At 70.3% G+C, this 16,961-nt stretch carries 14 protein-coding genes; 6 read left to right on the top strand and 8 right to left on the bottom strand.

Annotated elements, in window-relative coordinates; all coding sequences use genetic code 11:
* Positions 1-61: 61 nt before the first annotated feature.
* From CPH93_RS19905 to CPH93_RS19875, 6 genes are all read right to left on the bottom strand, one after another.
* Positions 62-1,186, bottom strand: coding sequence for an LLM class flavin-dependent oxidoreductase (locus CPH93_RS19905; protein ID WP_096213594.1), 1,125 nt, complete (start codon positions 1,184-1,186; stop codon positions 62-64).
* A 111-nt stretch (positions 1,187-1,297) separates the two neighbouring features.
* Positions 1,298-2,083: an SDR family NAD(P)-dependent oxidoreductase gene (locus CPH93_RS19900; protein ID WP_096213593.1), complete on the bottom strand. Its 786-nt coding sequence runs from the start codon at positions 2,081-2,083 to the stop codon at positions 1,298-1,300.
* Between the two features lie 123 nt (positions 2,084-2,206).
* Positions 2,207-3,205 carry a TIGR03619 family F420-dependent LLM class oxidoreductase gene (locus CPH93_RS19895; protein ID WP_096213592.1) on the bottom strand — a complete coding sequence of 333 codons (999 nt, stop codon included), beginning with the start codon at positions 3,203-3,205 and terminating at the stop codon, positions 2,207-2,209.
* Positions 3,206-3,561: 356 nt separating this feature from the next.
* Complete coding sequence (locus CPH93_RS19890; RefSeq protein WP_093483735.1) at positions 3,562-3,906, bottom strand: MerR family transcriptional regulator; 345 nt, start codon at positions 3,904-3,906, stop codon at positions 3,562-3,564.
* A 617-nt stretch (positions 3,907-4,523) separates the two neighbouring features.
* On the bottom strand, positions 4,524-5,036 hold the full coding sequence (gene cutA / locus CPH93_RS37620; protein ID WP_443031396.1) for a divalent-cation tolerance protein CutA: 513 nt from the start codon (positions 5,034-5,036) through the stop codon (positions 4,524-4,526).
* 410 nt (positions 5,037-5,446) lie between these two features.
* Positions 5,447-6,697: a helix-turn-helix domain-containing protein gene (locus CPH93_RS19875; protein ID WP_173910001.1), complete on the bottom strand. Its 1,251-nt coding sequence runs from the start codon at positions 6,695-6,697 to the stop codon at positions 5,447-5,449.
* A 93-nt stretch (positions 6,698-6,790) separates the two neighbouring features.
* On the opposite strand from CPH93_RS19875, the gene CPH93_RS19870 reads away from it, so the two are divergent.
* A complete protein-coding gene (locus tag CPH93_RS19870; RefSeq protein WP_096213590.1) occupies positions 6,791-7,258 on the top strand; it encodes an NUDIX domain-containing protein in 468 nt (155 codons plus the stop codon).
* 25 nt (positions 7,259-7,283) lie between these two features.
* Here the strand turns inward: CPH93_RS19870 and CPH93_RS19865 are convergent, their stop codons facing one another.
* Complete coding sequence (locus CPH93_RS19865; protein ID WP_093483738.1) at positions 7,284-8,510, bottom strand: amidohydrolase family protein; 1,227 nt, start codon at positions 8,508-8,510, stop codon at positions 7,284-7,286.
* Between the two features lie 255 nt (positions 8,511-8,765).
* On the opposite strand from CPH93_RS19865, the gene CPH93_RS19860 reads away from it, so the two are divergent.
* The 5 genes from CPH93_RS19860 (at position 8,766) to CPH93_RS19840 (ending at position 15,119) form a co-directional block, all read left to right on the top strand.
* Positions 8,766-11,702, top strand: a complete 2,937-nt coding sequence (locus CPH93_RS19860; protein WP_096213589.1) for an AfsR/SARP family transcriptional regulator — start codon at positions 8,766-8,768, stop codon at positions 11,700-11,702.
* Between the two features lie 213 nt (positions 11,703-11,915).
* Positions 11,916-12,230, top strand: a complete 315-nt coding sequence (locus CPH93_RS19855) for a hypothetical protein (protein WP_197708708.1) — start codon at positions 11,916-11,918, stop codon at positions 12,228-12,230.
* A gap of 287 nt (positions 12,231-12,517) precedes the next feature.
* Complete coding sequence (locus CPH93_RS19850; protein WP_096213588.1) at positions 12,518-12,766, top strand: hypothetical protein; 249 nt, start codon at positions 12,518-12,520, stop codon at positions 12,764-12,766.
* Between the two features lie 93 nt (positions 12,767-12,859).
* The gene (locus CPH93_RS19845; protein ID WP_096213587.1) at positions 12,860-14,410 is read left to right on the top strand and encodes a class I adenylate-forming enzyme family protein; all 1,551 of its coding nucleotides are present in this window, start codon (positions 12,860-12,862) and stop codon (positions 14,408-14,410) included.
* 115 nt (positions 14,411-14,525) lie between these two features.
* Positions 14,526-15,119, top strand: a complete 594-nt coding sequence (locus CPH93_RS19840) for a TIGR03086 family metal-binding protein (protein ID WP_096213586.1) — start codon at positions 14,526-14,528, stop codon at positions 15,117-15,119.
* A gap of 117 nt (positions 15,120-15,236) precedes the next feature.
* Here the strand turns inward: CPH93_RS19840 and CPH93_RS19835 are convergent, their stop codons facing one another.
* On the bottom strand, positions 15,237-16,874 hold the full coding sequence (locus CPH93_RS19835) for a FadD3 family acyl-CoA ligase (protein WP_096213585.1): 1,638 nt from the start codon (positions 16,872-16,874) through the stop codon (positions 15,237-15,239).
* Between the last annotated feature and the right edge of the window lie 87 nt (positions 16,875-16,961).

The raw sequence follows: 16,961 nt of genomic DNA, 5'->3' as shown, positions 1-16,961 counted from the left end.
ACGGCTTCTCCTCGGCGGAACCCGGCCTCACAGCCTGCTCAGCGGCACGATCCGTCGGCCGTCAGCCGCCCGCAGCCTTCCGGAACCGGCTCGTCCGGTGCACCGGATCCGTATCGATCTCCGGGATCACATGCTCACCGATCAGCCGGATCGTGTTCATGGTGTCCTCGTACGAGATCCCGATCGGCAGACCGAAGCTCAGCTGGTCGGCGCCGGCCCGCTCCCACCGCCGGCACTGCCCGAGCACCTCGTCCGGGTCGCCGCAGATCATCAGCTCCTCGGCGATCAGCAGCTCGATCACCTCAGCGGTGTAGTCGGGCAGCAGCTCGGGCCACTCCGGGATGCCGTCGGGCCGCGGGAAGGTGTCGTGGTAGCGGAAGACCAGCGACTGGAGGTAGTTGAGCCCTCCGTTGACCGCGATCTCCACCGCCTTGTCGTGCGTCTCGGCGCAGATCGCCGTGGACGTCACCATCACGTTGTCGTTGACGAAGTCGCCGATCGGCTCGGCGTCCCGGATCGCCGTCTTGTACTGCTCCAGCACCCACTCCATGTCGGAGACCTTCTGCACGCTGAAGCCGAGGACGCCCAGGCCCTTCTTCGCCGCCATGGCGTACGAGGACGGCGAGCCGGCCGCGTACCACATCGCCGGGTGCGAGGCCCCGTACGGCTTGGGGAAGATCTTGCGCGGCGGCAGCTGCCAGTGTTTGCCTTGGAACCCGGGGTACTCCTCCTGGAGCCACATCTTCGGGAACTCGGCGATGGTCTCTTCCCAGATCTCCTTGGTGTGGTTCATATCGGTGATGCCCGGCAGGAACCCCAGGATCTCGTGGCTGCCGGCGCCCCGCCCGCTGCCGAATTCGAAGCGCCCTTCGCTGAGGTGGTCGAGCATGGCGACCTTCTCGGCGACCTTCACCGGGTGGTTGACCTGCGCGAGCGGGTTGAAGATCCCTGACCCCAGGTGGATCCGCTCGGTCGCATGGGCCAGATAGCCGAGGAAGACGTCATTGGCGGAGAGGTGCGAATACTCCTCCAGGAAGTGGTGCTCGGACGCCCAGGCGTACTTGAAGCCGGACGCGTCCGCCTGGATGACGTACTCGGTCTCCTCCATCAGCGCCTTGTGCTCCGCGAGCGGATCGGTCTCGGCCCGCTTGCCCACGTACCCCTGTACAAAGAGCCCGAATTCCACGGAGGTTCACCGTCCCTGGCTATTTCTGACGTACCGTCAGATTCAATGTGCCGACTGTTCCAGCGCGCGCATGGAGCGTCAAGGGCCACCACGAAACGACCTGACGTCACATCAGATGATGCTGACCCCCGCCAGCCAGCCCCCGTCGATGACGAACGGCTGCCCGGTGATGTACGACGAGTCCGCGCACGACAGGAAGAGCGCCAGCTTGGCGACCTCCTCCGGCTGCCCGATCCGCCCCAGCGGCACCAGCTTCTGGTAGAGCTCGTCGACGGCCCGCTTCGACTCGGCGGGGTCGACGGCCGGGTCGAGCGCGGCCGGATTGGTCATCGGGGTGTCCACCGCCCCCGGGCACACCGCATTGACCCGGATCTTCCTGGCCGCCAGCTCCATCGCGGCGACCCGGGTCAGCCCGAGGACCGCATGCTTGGTCGCGGCATACGCCCCGACGAACGCCATGCCCGTCAGCGCCGTGTACGAGGCCGTGTTGACGATCGTGCCGCCGCCCGCCGTCTCGATCTCCGGCGCGACGGTACGGATCCCCAGGAAGCACCCGACCTGGTTGACCTGCACCACCTCCTGGAACTCCACCAGGGGCGTCGACACCAGCTCGTTGAAGCGCAGGATCCCGGCGTTGTTGACCAGCCCGTCGATCTTCCCGAAGGTGTCCTTGGCAGCGACCACAGCGGCCTGCCAGTCCGCCTCCCGCGTCACATCCAGATGGACGTACCGGGCGGCATGCTCCCCCAGCTCCCCGGCGAGCGCCTCCCCCCGCTCGTCGAGCACGTCCCCCAGCAGCACCCGCGCCCCCTCCGCGACAAACAGCCGCGCCTCCTGCTCCCCCTGCCCCCGCGCCGCACCCGTAACGATGACGACCCGCCCGTCGAGCTTTCCCATGCCTGCACTCCTCTGCTGGTGAGTACGTCTGTGCGTGCTGGTGCGTACGTGCGTTTGTGCTGGTGGGTACGGGCGCCCCTCCCGGCGAGTACCTGCGCTTCCGCCTGCGAGGTACGTGCGTTCCTACCGGTGGGCGGGTCCGGGCGGGCCGTCAGCCGGGCCCAGCAACGGCGCCACATCCGCCCCGAACGCCGCCATCTGATCCGTCAGTTCGGTACGACTACGGCTACGGAACCGCACCTGGACCTGATCCACCCCCATCGCCCGGTACTCGCGTAGCGAGTCCGCGATCCGCTCCGGCGCCCCGGACAGCGTCCGCCGACCGACCGCCCACCGCGGCTCGCCCACATACAGCGGCTCGGCAAGGGCGCCGATCACGAGGGGCGCCTCGATCCCCGCCGCCTCCCTCAGCCGCCGCAGCTTCGCGATCTGCCCGGGCAGTTCGTCCCGCCGGTCGCCCTGCGGCAGCCATCCGTCGCCGCGCACCGCGGCCCGGCGTACGGCGGCGGGCGAGGAGCCGCCCACCCAGACCGGCGGCCGCGGCGTCTGCACGGGGCGCGGCGCCTGCCCCAGCCCCTCGAACGCGAACCGCTCCCCCGCGAACACGGGGAACTCCTCCGGCCCCAGCGCCACCTTCAGCGCATCGACCGTCTCGTCCAATACGGCCCCGCGCCGCGCGAAGTCCACCCCGAGCGCCTCGAATTCCTCCCTGACGTGCCCGGCCCCGACCCCGAGAATCAGCCGCCCCCCGGAGAGCCGGTCCAGCGTCGCGTACTGCTTGGCCGTGGCCAGCGGATGCTTCAGCCCGACCACCGCCACATGGCTGAGCAGCCGCACCCGCTCGGTGACGGCGGCCAGATGCGCGAGGGTGGCGACCGGGTCGTACCAGACCGTGCTCATCGCCTCGGCCAGCCGCCGGGGGATCGCGATGTGCTCACAACAGGCGAGATAGGCGAACCCGTAATGGTCGGCGGCCCGCGCGACGGCGACCAGATCCGCGGGCCCCGCTGCCGGCTCCCAGCTCTCCGCGAAGAGCGTGCTCTGCGCCTGCACCGGCAGCTGCATCCCGTACGCCAGCCGCCCCGCCCCGGGCCGCCACACCGCCTCGTCCGCGCTGTCCATACGCCCTCCCGGCCATATCTGACGGAGCGTCATGTAGCTTGCGCGGGACATCGTCGTACCTGACGAGTCATCAGGCAAGGGCCACAGGAGAGAGCGGGCCACGGAGATTCAGTCCCAAGACGGACCTGCCTCTCGGGATCCACCCGCACACACAACCGCTCAGCTTCCGCCGCCGGACGACGCGCTCCCGGAAACCTGTGAAGCTCCGACGACTACAACCAAGCCGTCGGCCGGCCCCTTCAAGGACGGACCCGCCAGCAGTGCGACCGTGCTGCTCACGGGAGGCCGTCGCCGAGATCAGCAGCTCGCTCGCTCCCGGCGATGGTCCGCGCTCAACCTCATGACGTCGCCTCTGCTCACATGGCGGCGTTCGGCTGCGAGCCGGAGCCCCGGGAGCGCAGTTCCTCGTTGATCCGTCGGGCTTCTTCGAGCTGGTCCTCGAGGATGACGATGCGGCAGGCATCCTCGATCTTGGTGCCCTGGTCGACGAGTTCACGGGCACGGGCGGCGATGCGCAGCTGGTAGCGGGAGTAACGGCGGTGGCCGCCTTCGGAGCGCAGCGGGGTGATCAGGCGGTTTTCGCCGAGGGCGCGGAGGAAGGCGGGGGTTGCGCCGATCATTTCGGCGGCCCGGCCCATGGTGTAGGCGGGGTAATCGTCGTCGTCGAGATTGTCGGTGGGGCGGGAACTGCTAGGGGGCATAGCACCTCGTCTTTCGGGGACGCATCGAGGGGCCCGGGTGCCGTACGGCACCCGGGCCCCGAGCTTTCAACACCATCTACCGGCTGACTGCGCCGGCCTTCTTGTTCCGCGTGTCCACCTGGGAGGGCGGAGGTGCGGGGATCGCGGATGCGTGACCGGGGACCACCTTCCATTCTGGGGCCTGCGGTACCCGAGCGGTGCTCTTGCTCGCCCGGGCGATCCTGATGGCGTCTGCTCCTTACCTCGTTCACTGAATCGGTCGTACTTCTGATCTTGCGGTACTGCTTGCGGCCCCTTGGGCCGCTTGGCCCGGCAGCCAGTGACGGGACCCACCATTTCCGGCCCCGCTACTCCACTGCCGTTCCACACCTGCTTTGACCTGCATGCACGGCAGTTCATGTCTGCCATGCCTTCTTCGCTATCTTGGCTACAAAAGGAACCCTAACTCCATCCAAACCACATGTCTACTCTCGCCATGACAGATTTCCTTCGGAGCGGGATGTGGTGCTTCTGCCGCGCCCACACCCCGGAAAGCTGCTCCGCCGGGAGAGTGAACGACCGGCGCCACAGGCCCGTCGGCGGCTCCCGACCCGCCAGGCACGGGTGCCGGCCCGCGCTCACTCCCGCGCCGTGGCCGTCTCGATCCAGTGCAGGTATTCCTTCGCCCCGGCAACCATCGGGACGGCCGTCACCTCCGGCTTCCGCCACGGGTGGTGCGCCAGCAGATGCGCCTCGACCTCGTCGTACCTGTCGGCACGGATCTTGAGGAGAAGCTGCCATTCCGCACCCGTGCCGCACTCGCCCTCGTGCCGGAATACGGAGGCCACCGGCCCCGCGATCTGCGCCCCGGCCGCGAGCCGCGCGGACACGAGGGACTGCGCCAGCGCCACGGCCTCCGCACGGTTCCCGGTGGCCGTGGACACCTGAAGGAATCCCGTCATGCGATGACCATCTCCCCTGCGCGGCAGTCGCGCTCCTCTGCTTTCCGCCACGCGGCGCACGTCACGCAAACTTCCGGTCAACTGGCAGGCCAGGTAATGCAGTTCCGGGAATGTGGCCTTGCGGTCGCCCAGCATGTCGGCCGCGTGGCCGAGCAGGTCTTCGGCCATATCGAGCTGGACGGCCTCCATGCCGTCCGCAATCCGTGAGACGCAGCCGTCGCCGTCCCCCACGACAATGCAGGTCTTCCCGTCCGGGGTCGTCCACGGCAGCAGCCGCGCCGTCTGCGGGTTTGTCACCGGACGGCCTCCTCGACGCCGTACGGCCAAGGGCACTGGGACGGAGAGGAGGGCAGTGCGCGCAGACGCGTTGTCGCGGCGGCGGTGTCATCGGCCTGCCGATGGCGACCCGGGGCGGGCGGTAACAGCCGCAACAGCGGCTGGAAGATGCGAGTGAGACAGTTCGCCACGTCGACCTGCTTTCTCAGATGGGTCACGCCCCGAGCCGCGCCAACCACGACCGCAGGGGCTTCGGTAGTCGTGCGATGACTGACCGTAGGGGCCCGGAGAAAGCAGCAGGGGCACACTTTGTGCCCCTTTGCTCACGCCGCCAGCGCGCCGATTCTCACCGCCAGTTCGCTCGCCCGCCGTCGCTGTGCCGGATTCTTCGAGTCCGCCTCTTCGAGGACGATGCGCCGGGCGTAGCCGTTGTAGCGCACGGTTTCCGGTGCGGCCTCGTATGCCTTGCCGAGGGCTGCGAGGGCGGCCTCCGCCTGCCCGTCGAGCTGATATCCGCGTGCTTCCTCGATGCGGTGCCGGGCACGCCTGGGGCGCGAGGGGAGGGTCGTGGTGTCCGCAGCGGCCGCCTGCCGGACGCTCTCCGGTCCTGCGTGCAGCTCGACCGCGACGGTGACCGCGTGCGCACCCATGACGGCTCGCGAGAAGGAGGTGACGGGGTGGAAGTAGTCGGCGGGCAGCCGTTCGGCCATGGCGCGCGCCACGTCCCAATAGCGCCAGGCGGTCCCGGTGTCGCCGCGGCGGGCTGCCGTGTACCCGGCCTCGAACTGCAGGGCTCCCGTAATGGCGAGCACATCGTTTCCGGCATCCGGCAGCAGCGGCTCCAGATAGCGGATGGTCTCCAGATTCACCGCGTCGGCAGCGTCGAAATGCGCGTGCCCACTGTCCCGGTGCGCCTGAGTCGCCAGCCACGCAGATACGCCGATGGCATGCGGATCCTCGGATTCCTGCGCGGCGACCATCCCTCGCTCCACCACCCGCCACAACAGCGAGGCATCCGGTTGGTAGGCGAGGAAGAACTGGCTGAGGCTGTACACCTCGGACAAAGTCCGCTGCGCCGTACGCCGCTGACTCGCCGAGTCGGCCTGCAACACCGCCAGTTGTGCTTCCCGGATCAGATCCGGCAGCAGGGCGCCGATGACGTCACGGTGGTGAGGAGCGGAATGCCGGGCGGCCCAGGCACGGACGAGGCGCTCCCGGAGGTGCTCCGGCGCCGGCGCCTCGCACCGCGTGGTCAGCGGGAATGCGTTGAGGGCCGACCGCACGTGCGGCAGCCGGGCATGCCCCGGACCGGTGAACAGGGCGATCGCCATCGACTGGTCCCCGGTCAGCTCGGACAGGTCCCGAACCCTGAGCGCCTCCGCGATCCGCAAGACCATGGGCAGCTTGGGCATCTGCAGGCGCCCGCCCTCGACCTGCTTGACCCAGCTCGGCGACTTGCCCAGCAGCCCGGCCAGGACGTGACGGCTCATCCCTCTACGGGTCCGCAGGATCTGCATTCGCTGGCCAAAGGCAACCGGTTCGACAAACGGATCCGGCGGAGCATCGGAAGACACGGACACGGCCTTGCCCCTCTCTGTACAGCTCGTCACTGTCAGAGTACGGGGCACGGCGTTACGTGTTGATCCCTTGCACGGAAGGGCAATCCCATGGCCAGGCGTGACTACGAGAACGATCCGGACGCTCCGCAGGCGAACAGTCTGGTTCCGGCCGCCTCCGCGGTCGTGGTCGACGAGTCCGGCCGCATCCTGCTGCAACGCCGGCGCGACAACGGCATGTGGGCGCTTCCCGGCGGCGCCATGCACATCGGTGAATCACTGCCGGACTGCGCCGTCCGGGAAACCCGTGAGGAGACGGGGATGGACGTCGAGGTCGTCGGCATCGTCGGCACCTATTCCGATCCGCATCATGTCTTCGCCTACGACGACGGCGAAGTACGGCAGGAACTCTCCGTCTGCTTCCTGGCGCGCCCCGTGGCCGGGCAGCTGGCGGTGTCCGAGGAATCCACGGACGTCCGCTGGTTCGGGCCCGGAGAGGTCGACGCGCTTCCGATGGTCGCCGCCATCCGGAAGCGCGTGAACGACTGGCGCGACGGCACCATGCCCGCCGCCCGGTAGATGGCCGACCGGCAGCCTTGCCGCCTCAGCCCCCCGCCCCCGCCCAAAGCCCCTCCCCCGTCAGCCCCAGCAGCTCAATCGCATTGCCGCGCACGATCCGTTCCACGACGTCCGGGGTCAGGTGGCCCATCTGGGACTCGCCGACCTCCCTCGACTTCGGCCAGGTGGAGTCCGAGTGCGGGTAGTCGGTCTCGTACAGGACATTGCCGACGCCGATCGCGTCGAGGTTCCGCAGGCCGAAGGCGTCGTCGAAGAAGCAGCCGTAGACGTGCTCGGCGAAGAGTTCGGTCGGCGGGCGGAGGACCTTGTCGGCGACGCCGCCCCAGGCGCGGTTCTCCTCCCAGACCACGTTCGCGCGCTCCAGGATGTACGGGATCCAGCCGATCTGGCCCTCGGCGTACATGATCTTCAGGTGGGGGAAGCGGTCGAACTTGCCGCTCATCAGCCAGTCGACCATCGAGAAGCAGCAGTTGGCGAAGGTGATCGTGGAGCCGACGGCGGGTGGGGCGTCCGCCGAAGTCGAGGGCATCTTGGACGAGGAGCCGATGTGCATGGCGATGACCGTGCCGGTCTCGTCGCAGGCGCGCAGGAAGGGGTCCCAGTAGTCGGTGTGGATGCTGGGCAGGCCCAGATGGGGCGGGATTTCGCTGAAGCAGACGGCGCGGACGCCGCGGGCCGCATTGCGCCGTACCTCCGCGGCGGCCAGTTCCGCGTCCCACAGGGGGACGAGGGTGAGCGGGATCAGCCGGCCCTGTGCCTGCGGGCCGCACCACTCCTCCACCATCCAGTCGTTGTAGGCCCGTACGCCGAGCAGCCCCAGCTCGCGGTCCTTGGCCTCGGTGAAGGTCTGGCCGCAGAAGCGGGGGAAGGTGGGGAAACACAGGGCGGACTGCACGTGGTTGACGTCCATGTCGGCCAGTCGCTCGGGCACGCTGAAGGAGCCGGGGCGCATCTGCTCGTAGGTGATCCCTTCGAGCCGGATGTCGTCGCGGGAGTGGCCCACGGCGGTGTCGAGGCGGGTCAGCGGGCGGTGCAGATCCTCGTAGACCCACCAGTCGGCTATCGGGCCGTCGTCACCCTCCGCACCCATCTTTGGAGCGAACTTTCCGCCGACGAAGGACATTTCCTTCACGGGCGCCCGGACGATCCGCGGGCCGGTGCCGTGGTACTTCGACGGGAGCCGGTCCAGCCAGACGTTGGGGGGCTCCACCGTGTGGTCGTCCACCGAAATGATCCTGGGGAAGGTCGCCATGCCGGATACGGTAGCGTCGATCTGACGATCCGTCAGCCACGAGCGTCGGAAGCCCCTGGAACGTGAGGGCGCACGGAGGGTTTGCCTCCGCGCTCTCTCCGTGCGCCGCCCCGCCCCGGCCCCGATCAGGCGGGAGGCTTTGTGCGCGGTCGGGACCCCTACTGACGGAAGCGGGCGCAACAAGGCAGACTGACCGTTGCGCACAGCAAGGCAGTGCGCACAGTGCGAACAAACGGCTGAGAGCAGGGGGGCACCATGGACGACGGTCCGGGGCGGGAGCGACTCCGCTTCACCGTGCTCGGTCCCGTACGGGCGTGGCGTGGCACAACGCCGCTGGCAGCGGGCTCCCCGCAGCAGCGCGCGCTGCTCGCCGCACTACTGCTGCGCGGCGGACGGACCGCCACCGCGGCCGAACTCGTCGACGCCCTGTGGGGCGACGAGCCGCCGCATGCCGCGCTCGCCGCGCTGCGTACATACGCCTCCCGGCTCCGCAAGGCGCTGGGGGCGGACGCCGACGCCCTGGTCAGCGAGTCCGGCGGCTATGCCATCCGGCCGGTGAACGGCCGTGACCTGGACCTCGACCACGACCGTGCCGAGCAGTACGCCGCCGAGGCGGAGAAGGCCAAGGCCTCCGGCGACCGCGGGCGAGCCCGTGAACTCCTGGAAAGCGCACTGGCATTGTGGGACGGCGAGCCGCTGGCCGGCCTCGCCGGTCCGTACGCCGAAACCCAGCGCACCCGCCTTGACGAGTGGCGGCTGTCCCTCACCGAGGCCCGGCTCGAACTGATACTGGAATGTGGTCGGCATGCCGACGTGGTGTCCGAGCTGACCGCGCTCACCGCCGCCCACCCACTGCGCGAGCGGCTGCGCGAACTCCTCATGCTGGCGTTGTACCGCAGCGGACGGCAGGCCGAGGCGCTCGCGGTGTACGCCGACACCCGCCGGCTGCTCGCCGATGAGCTGGGCGTCGATCCGTGCGCCTCCCTCTCCGACCTCCACCAGCGGATCCTGCGTGCGGACATCGATCTGGACGCGCCACCCGTCACCAGCGACGGCCCGGAATCCACCGACCAGGTCATCGTGCGCCCACAGCAACTACCGGCCACCGTGGCGGACTTCACCGGCCGTACGACCTTCGTCTCCGAACTCGGCGCACAACTCGCCACCGCTGAGGGCAGCGTGATGGCCGTCTCCGCGCTCACCGGTATCGGCGGAGTCGGCAAGACGACCCTCGCCGTCCATGTCGCACACGCCGCCCGCGAGCACTTCCCCGACGGGCAGCTCTACGTAGACCTGCAGGGCGCCGGACAGACCCCGTCCGAGCCCGAAGCCGTACTCGGCGCCTTCCTGCGCTCCCTGGGCACCCCGGACTCCTCCATCCCCGACGGACTGGAGGAGCGTTCCGCCCTCTACCGCTCCACCCTCGCCGGCCGACGCGTCCTGGCGCTCCTGGACAACGCCCGCGACGCCGCGCAGGTCCGGCCACTGCTCCCCGGTACGGAGGGCTGCGCCGCCCTGATCACCGGCCGCGCCCGCATGATCGATCTGGCCGGCGCCCACCTCATCGATCTCGACGTCATGAGCCCTGAAGAGGCCATGAACCTCTTCACCCGGATCGTCGGCGAGGAACGGGTCAGCTCCGAGCGGAAGGCGGTGATGGCGGTCGTCGGCGCGTGTGGCTTCCTGCCCCTGGCCATCCGCATCGCCGCCTCCCGCCTGGCCGCACGCCGGACGTGGACGGTCTCCATCCTGGCCCGCAAGCTCGCCGACGAGCGCCGCCGGCTGGATGAACTCCGCGCCGGCGACCTCGCGGTCAAGGCCACCTTCGAATTGGGTTACGGCCAACTGGAACCCCAGCAGGCCCGGGCGTTCCGGCTGCTGGGACTGGCCGAGGGGCCGGACATCTCGCTCGCGGCCGCCGCCGCGATCCTCGATCTGGACGCCGATGCGGCCGAGGAGCTGCTGGAGTCCCTCGTGGACACCTCCCTGCTGGAATCCGCGGCGCCGGGGCGCTACCGCTACCACGACCTCGTACGGCTCTACGCGCGTGACTGCGCCGAGCGCGACGAACAGCCCCCCTCCGAACGCGCCGCGGCCCTGTCACGGCTGCTGGACTTCTACTCCGCCACGGCCGCCAACATGTACGTGCTCGAACGCCCCGGCGACCGACTCGTGGACCACATGGAGGCCACCACCTACCCGGGGCTGGAGTTCACCGACCGCACCACCGCCCTGGAATGGCTGTTCAGCGAGGCCGGCTGCCTGCTGGCCTGCGCCCGCCAATGCGGCGGTCCGGCAACCTTGCGGCGCGCCGTCGACCTCATACTGCTCACCAAGGACCTGGCCGAATCCGGCGCCGACGCGCTCCAGTACGAGCAGGCCAACATCTCCTTGCTGACCGCCGCCCAGGAGGCCGGGGACCAGCATGCGCAGGCGAGGAGCCACACCGCCCTCACCTATGTCCGCACGCTCGCAGGACGGCTCGACGAAGCCGACGAGAACGCCAAGTCCGCCATGCTGCTCGGCATGGCCGCCGAAGACCCGTTCTCCTCCTCGTACGCACCCAACGACCGGGCCATCATCGCCAACTCGCAGCGTCGGCACGACGATGCGGAGGCCTACCTGCGGCAGGCCCTGACCGCGTTCCGCGCGGATCGCAACTGGCAGTCCGAGGCCAGTGCGCTGTGCAATCTCTCCCGGGTCCACCTGGACACCGGACGGGTGGACAGTGCCATCCAGCTGGCCGAGGAAGGTATCGCCATCTACCGCCGGGTAGGCGCCAAGCGCCGGCTCGCCAACGGAATGTACGCCCTCGCGCTCGCCTACACACGGGCCAACCGGCTCGTGGAGGCGGCCGAGCAACTCGGCGCCGCTCTGGCCATCTTCCAGGACAGTCGGCAGAGGTTCTGGGAAGGCATGACCAACTTCCGGCTGGCCGAGCTCGACCTCGCGGCACGCCGGCCGGCTGCCGCCGCCAACCATGCCGAGCAGGCGCTGGCCGCCCTGCGTGGCATCGGCGGCGAATCCCGGCGGGCCAGTGTCCTCACCACGCTCGGGCGGGCGCTCAACGACATCGGTCACACCGACCGGGCACGGGTGTGCTGGCAGGAGGCACTGGCCATGTTCGAGCGTGTCGGGTCACCGGAAAGCACAACGGTCGAGGCGCTTCTGGCTCCCCCGGTGGTCGCATAAGCGCAGGCCGGGGCGCTCATCGTCGACGTTTATCGATCGTTCATCGGGCAGGGCCAGTCTCTTCCTTACCGATCCGCCGCCTCGGGGGGCAAGCGGCTCGGTGACCAGGCCGCCCAGCTAGGGTGAGCGGCCGTGTCGCGCCCGTCCGGCGGTCCTCGGGGGAGTCTCCGGGCGGGCGCGGCAGAGTTAGCGCCCACACAGGAGTTGATGGCAATGAGCACCGAGAAGCAGGTACAGCATCTGAACGACCGCGACGTCGTGAAGCCGCTCGACAACCACCAGCCCATCGCCGGGGCCGGCATCGCGCCGCAGGGGGACCGCGACGTCATCAAGCCCCTTGACAACCACCAGCCGATCGCCGGGGCCGGCATCGCGCCGCAGGGGGACCGCGACGTCGTCAAGCCTCTCGACAACCACCAGCCCATCGCCGGGGCCGGTGTGCAGGCCACTACTGACGACAATCACCAGCCGGTTCCCGGTGGGCGGATCGCCGCGGACAACCACCAGCCTGTCGGCAAGCCGCAGTAGCACCAACTGAGCCCACGGGGGGATTCGGGGGAATCGGGGGAACGCAGCACCAACGGGGGATACGGGGGGATCGCTGCACCGCCTGAGCCAACGGGGGCGTTTCGGGGGACCGCAGGGGCTGGTGTCGATGGCCGGGAGGGGAAGCCACCGACACCAGTCCCTGCGGCGTTCCTGCGGTCGGTCCGACCTCCGTAGGTATCTCTCCGGCGAGAAGTCGAACATTTGCGCACTTCAACCGCTATTTTTGTGACACAGAGCAACACCCGTCTCTTTATGGAGGAGTTGGCATGATCTACCCGAAGAAAGCCCTCGCCATCGGCGCACTGGCGCTCGTCGCCTTAGGCGGTACCGCCGTACCCGTCATGGCCGACAGCCACATGCCCGCCCCGCCCACCGCTGCGGCGGCACCGAAGGGCCACACGCCCGTGGCGCCCATGGACAGCCACATGCCGGTGGCGCCCCTGGACAGGCACCGGCCGATACTGGCCGGCGAAGGTCACACGCCATTGGTGCCGCTGGACAGCCACATCCCCTAACGGGTTCCCATATCACCGCCTGACGCACGTATCTGACGATGCGTCAGCCCTTGGTGCTACAGTCACGCCACCCGCGTTCAGCGAGGAGGCGCCGTGTTCGAATCGGCTCGCGTAGACACGCTCTGGGAACTGGTCGAGTACCGCGCGCGGGCCTCGCAGGGCGCGCCGATGTTCTTCGACGCGTATGGACGGACCGCGACCTTTGACGAGGTGCGGGACCAGGCGCGCCATGTCGCCGCCGGATTCCTGGCCTTGGGGATCGGGGCAGGAACGCGGGTGGCCTGGCAGTTGCCCACCCGGATCGACACGGTGATCGCGTCGCTGGCGCTGGCCCGGCTCGGGGCCGTACAGATACCCGTCATTCCCCTTCACCGGGAACGCGAAGTGGGCTTCATCCTTGCGGAGTCGGCGGCGGAGTGGGTGCTCGTACCGGGCGTGTGGCGGGGGTTCGACCACACCGCGATGGTGCGCACGCTCGCCGGGGACGGGGTGCGGGTGCTCCCGGTGGACGAGGGGCTGCCGGTGGGGGGCCCGGCCGGGCTGCCGGAACCGGTGCCCGCCGGCGACGGGGAGACCACCTGGATCTACTACACCTCCGGCACCACCAGTGCCCCCAAGGGCGTCGAGCACACCGATGCCACCCTCATCGCCGGTGGCATCGGGCTGGCCACCGCGCTGGGGATGTCCCCGGACGACATCGGCTCGATCGCCTTCCCGTACGCGCATATCGCCGGTCCGGACTATGTCGTCGCCATGCTGGTCAGCGGGTTTCCGGCGGTCGTCCTGGACAGCTTCGAGCCGGGCCGGGCGGCCGACGTCTACCGGCGGCACGGCGTGACCATGGCCGGCGGAAGTACCGCCTTCTACCAGGCATTTCTCGATGAGTCGCGGCACTACCGGCAGCGGCTGCCGCAGGCCGGCCGGCTGATCCCGTCGCTGCGGCTGCTGTCCGGCGGCGGGGCGCCGATGCCGCCGGAGCTCTACCGGGCGGCCGGGCAGGAGCTGGCGTGCGCGGTCGTGCACGGCTACGGGATGACCGAGTGCCCGATGATCGCGATGGGCACGCCGTACGACAGCGACGAGCAGCTGGCGCGGACGGTCGGCAAGCCGGTCGTGGGCGCGCGGGTGCGGATAGCCCGGCCGGACGGGTCCGAGGCCGGGGTCGGGGAGAGCGGTGAGGTGACGCTCAAGGGCTCGATGCTGTTCCGGCGCTACACCGACCCGGCGCTGACCGCCGAGGCCTTCGACGCCGAGGGCTACTTCCACACCGGTGACCTGGGGGCCGTACGCCCCGACGGGCACCTGGTGCTCACCGGGCGGCTCAAGGACATCATCATCCGCAAGGGCGAGAACATCTCCGCGCAGGAGATCGAGGATCTGCTGCACACCCATCCGTCGGTGGCGCAGGCGGCGGTGATCGGGCTGCCGGACCGGGAGCGCGGCGAGCGGGTGTGCGCGGTGGTCACCCCCGCCGACCCGGCCGCGCCGCCGCCCACCCTGGACGGCCTGACCGCGCATCTGCGGGCGGCCGGGCTGATGGTGCAGAAGCTGCCGGAGCAGCTGGAGATCACTGCGGAGCTGCCGCGCGGCGGGCCGCTGAACAAGGTGCTGAAGGCGGCCCTGCGGGCGCGGTACACGGAGTAGTCGGACGTCTTCGGCGGTGTGGCGATGAGTTCCGGGCCCGGGCGGAGTCTTCACTGGGAGTGCGGCGGCAGCTCTGCGCCGGCACGGTCCCCTTGGAGCGGAAGGAACCCGGACGATGACCGAGATGATCGACCTCGCGGCGCAGGCCCGGCTGGTGGCACAGCTCGCGGAACACACCGACGAGGCGCGGCTGGATGCGCCCACCCCCTGCGAGACCTACGCCGTACGCCACCTCCTGGGGCATCTCGTCGGGCTGGCCGGCGCCTTCCAGGACGTGGCGCGCAAGCAGACGGGCCCGGCGACCAGCGGTCCCCCGGACGGGGCGCACCGGCCCGATGTGGAGCCCGGCTGGCGGGCCGAGCTGGCGCGCAACCTCGGCGGGATGGTCGAGGCCTGGCGCGACCCGCAGGCGTGGGAGGGGGAGACCCGGGCCGGGATCGTCCTGCCGGGCGCGGTCGCGGGCCGGGTCGCCCTCAATGAGCTGGTGCTGCACGGCTGGGACCTGGCGCGCGCCACGGGGCAGGACTACGCGCCCGGCCGGGACGACCTGGACACCTGCCATGCGCTGCTCTCCTCCTGGGCCGAGGAGGGCCGGCCGAAAGAAGGGCCCTTCGGCCCCCCGGTCCCGGTATCCGAGGACGCACCGCTGCTCGACCGGGTGGTGGCACTCAGCGGCCGGCGGCCCGACTGGGCGCCTCCGGGGGCGTAGGGCGCCGCGGTCTGCGGGGGTCGGTCCGGCGGAGCGCAGCGGCCGCCGGACCCCCTGAGCACCCCCGGGCGCACAGGCCGCCGTGGTCCGCAGGGGCCCGGTACGGCGGCCGGCGGATCACGCGGGTGCGGGCCCCGGGACGCCGTGCCGCAGCCGGGTCTTGAGTATCTTGCCGCTGGCGTTGCGCGGGAGCGCGGAGACGAAGGCGACCTCCCGCGGGACCTTGTAGTTGGCCATCTCGCGGCGGGACCAGGCGATCAGGTCGTCGGCGGTGAGCAGCGAGCCGGCCCGGCGGACCGCGTAGGCCTTGCCGACCTCGCCGAGCCGGGGGTCGGGTACGCCGACGACCGCGACCTCGGCGATGTCCGGGTGGCGGCCGAGGAGTTGCTCTATTTCGGCGGGGTAGGCGTTGAAGCCGCCGACGATGAACATGTCCTTGAGGCGGTCGGTGATCCGGAGGTTGCCCGCCGCGTCGAGGACGCCGATGTCGCCGGTGCGCAGCCAGCCGTCGTGGGTGAGCGCCCGGGCCGTGCCGGCCGGGTCCTCGAAGTAGCCCGACATCACGTGATAGCCGCGGACCAGGACCTCGCCCGCTTTGCCGGGGGCCGCCGGGCCGCCCGAGGCGTCGGCGATCCGCACCTCGGTACCGGGCAGCGCCCGGCCCGAGGTCGTGGCGATGACCTCGGGCGGATCACCGCGGCGGCACATCGTGACGATGCCCGAGCTCTCCGACAGCCCATAGGCGGTCAGGACGGTGGAGATCTTCAGCTCGCTGCGCAGCCGCTCGACCAGCTCCAGCGGGACCACGGCGGCGCCGGTGACCACCAGGCGCAGCGCGGACAGGTCGTACCGGGCGCGGGCGGGGTGGTCGAGCAGCTGTTGGTGGAGGGTGGGCGGGCCGGGAAGGACGGAGATCTGCTCGGCGGCGATATGGGCGAGCGCGGTCTCCACGCTGAAGACCGGCTGCGGGACCATCGTCGCACCGCGCAGCAGACAGGCGATGACCCCGGCCTTGTAGCCGAAGGTGTGGAAGAACGGGTTGACGATCAGATAGCGGTCGCCCTCCCTCAGGCCGGCGAGTTCGCTCCAGACGTCATAGGCACGCAGCGTCTGCCCATGCGTGATCACGGCGCCCTTGGGGTGGCCGGTGGTGCCGGAGGTGAAGATGATGTCCGAGGCGTCCTCGGGGCGCAGCGCATCGGCCCGGGCGCGGACCGTCTGCGGGGGCACGGACGCGCCGCCGGCGAGGAAGTCCTGCCAGGTGACGAAGTCCGCGGGGGCGTCGTCGGCGAGCACCACGACCTGCTCCAGCTGCGGCAGTCCGGGCAGCGGGCCGCGGCCGGTGCCTTCCCGGGCGGCGCGGCGGAGCGAGGCGGCGTAGGACGTGCCGAGGAAGGTGCCGGTGACGAAGAGGAGCCGGGCGCGGGTGCGGCGCAGGACGTAGGCGGCTTCGGTGCCCTTGAAGCGGGTGTTGACCGGGACGAGGACGGCGCCGGCGGTGACCGCCCCGAGCGCGGAGACGATCCAGTCGAGGGTGTTGGGCGCCCAGACGGCGACGCGGTCGCCGGGGGCGACGCCGGCGGCGATGCAGGCCGCCGCCGCCCGCTCCACCCGCTCCCCCAGCTCGGCGTACGACACCCGGGTGCGGCCCTCGACGACGGCCTCCCGGGGGCCGTACCGCAGGGCGGCCGCGCGCACGAGGTGCGGGATGACGCCGTACTCCAGATCGGCGCGCACATCCGGATCGTCCTGCATCGCACTGCCTCCCGCCGAAGAGCCGGCCCACACTAGCTGACTGGTCGTCAGATTAGCGGTAGCCTCCTCCGCTGTCAGCACTGACGA

The organism is Streptomyces sp. 2323.1, assembly GCF_900221035.1.
Taxonomy (GTDB): domain Bacteria; phylum Actinomycetota; class Actinomycetes; order Streptomycetales; family Streptomycetaceae; genus Streptomyces; species Streptomyces sioyaensis.
The sequence above is the reverse complement of the archived record's forward strand: the minus strand, read 5'-3'. Positions and strand labels throughout refer to the sequence as shown.

Bases quoted from the DNA above. Each gene is read 5' to 3' on its own strand.
- CPH93_RS19900 (WP_096213593.1), bottom strand. From the start codon at position 2,083: ATGGGAAAGCTCGACGGGCGGGTCGTCATCGTTACGGGTGCGGCGCGG.
- CPH93_RS19895 (WP_096213592.1), bottom strand. From the start codon at position 3,205: ATGGACAGCGCGGACGAGGCGGTGTGGCGGCCCGGGGCGGGGCGGCTG.
- CPH93_RS19890 (WP_093483735.1), bottom strand. From the start codon at position 3,906: ATGCCCCCTAGCAGTTCCCGCCCCACCGACAATCTCGACGACGACGAT.
- cutA (WP_443031396.1), bottom strand. From the start codon at position 5,036: ATGGAGGCCGTCCAGCTCGATATGGCCGAAGACCTGCTCGGCCACGCG.
- CPH93_RS19870 (WP_096213590.1), top strand. From the start codon at position 6,791: ATGGCCAGGCGTGACTACGAGAACGATCCGGACGCTCCGCAGGCGAAC.
- CPH93_RS19865 (WP_093483738.1), bottom strand. From the start codon at position 8,510: ATGGCGACCTTCCCCAGGATCATTTCGGTGGACGACCACACGGTGGAG.
- CPH93_RS19860 (WP_096213589.1), top strand. From the start codon at position 8,766: ATGGACGACGGTCCGGGGCGGGAGCGACTCCGCTTCACCGTGCTCGGT.
- CPH93_RS19855 (WP_197708708.1), top strand. From the start codon at position 11,916: ATGAGCACCGAGAAGCAGGTACAGCATCTGAACGACCGCGACGTCGTG.
- CPH93_RS19850 (WP_096213588.1), top strand. From the start codon at position 12,518: ATGATCTACCCGAAGAAAGCCCTCGCCATCGGCGCACTGGCGCTCGTC.
- CPH93_RS19840 (WP_096213586.1), top strand. From the start codon at position 14,526: ATGACCGAGATGATCGACCTCGCGGCGCAGGCCCGGCTGGTGGCACAG.
- CPH93_RS19835 (WP_096213585.1), bottom strand. From the start codon at position 16,874: ATGCAGGACGATCCGGATGTGCGCGCCGATCTGGAGTACGGCGTCATC.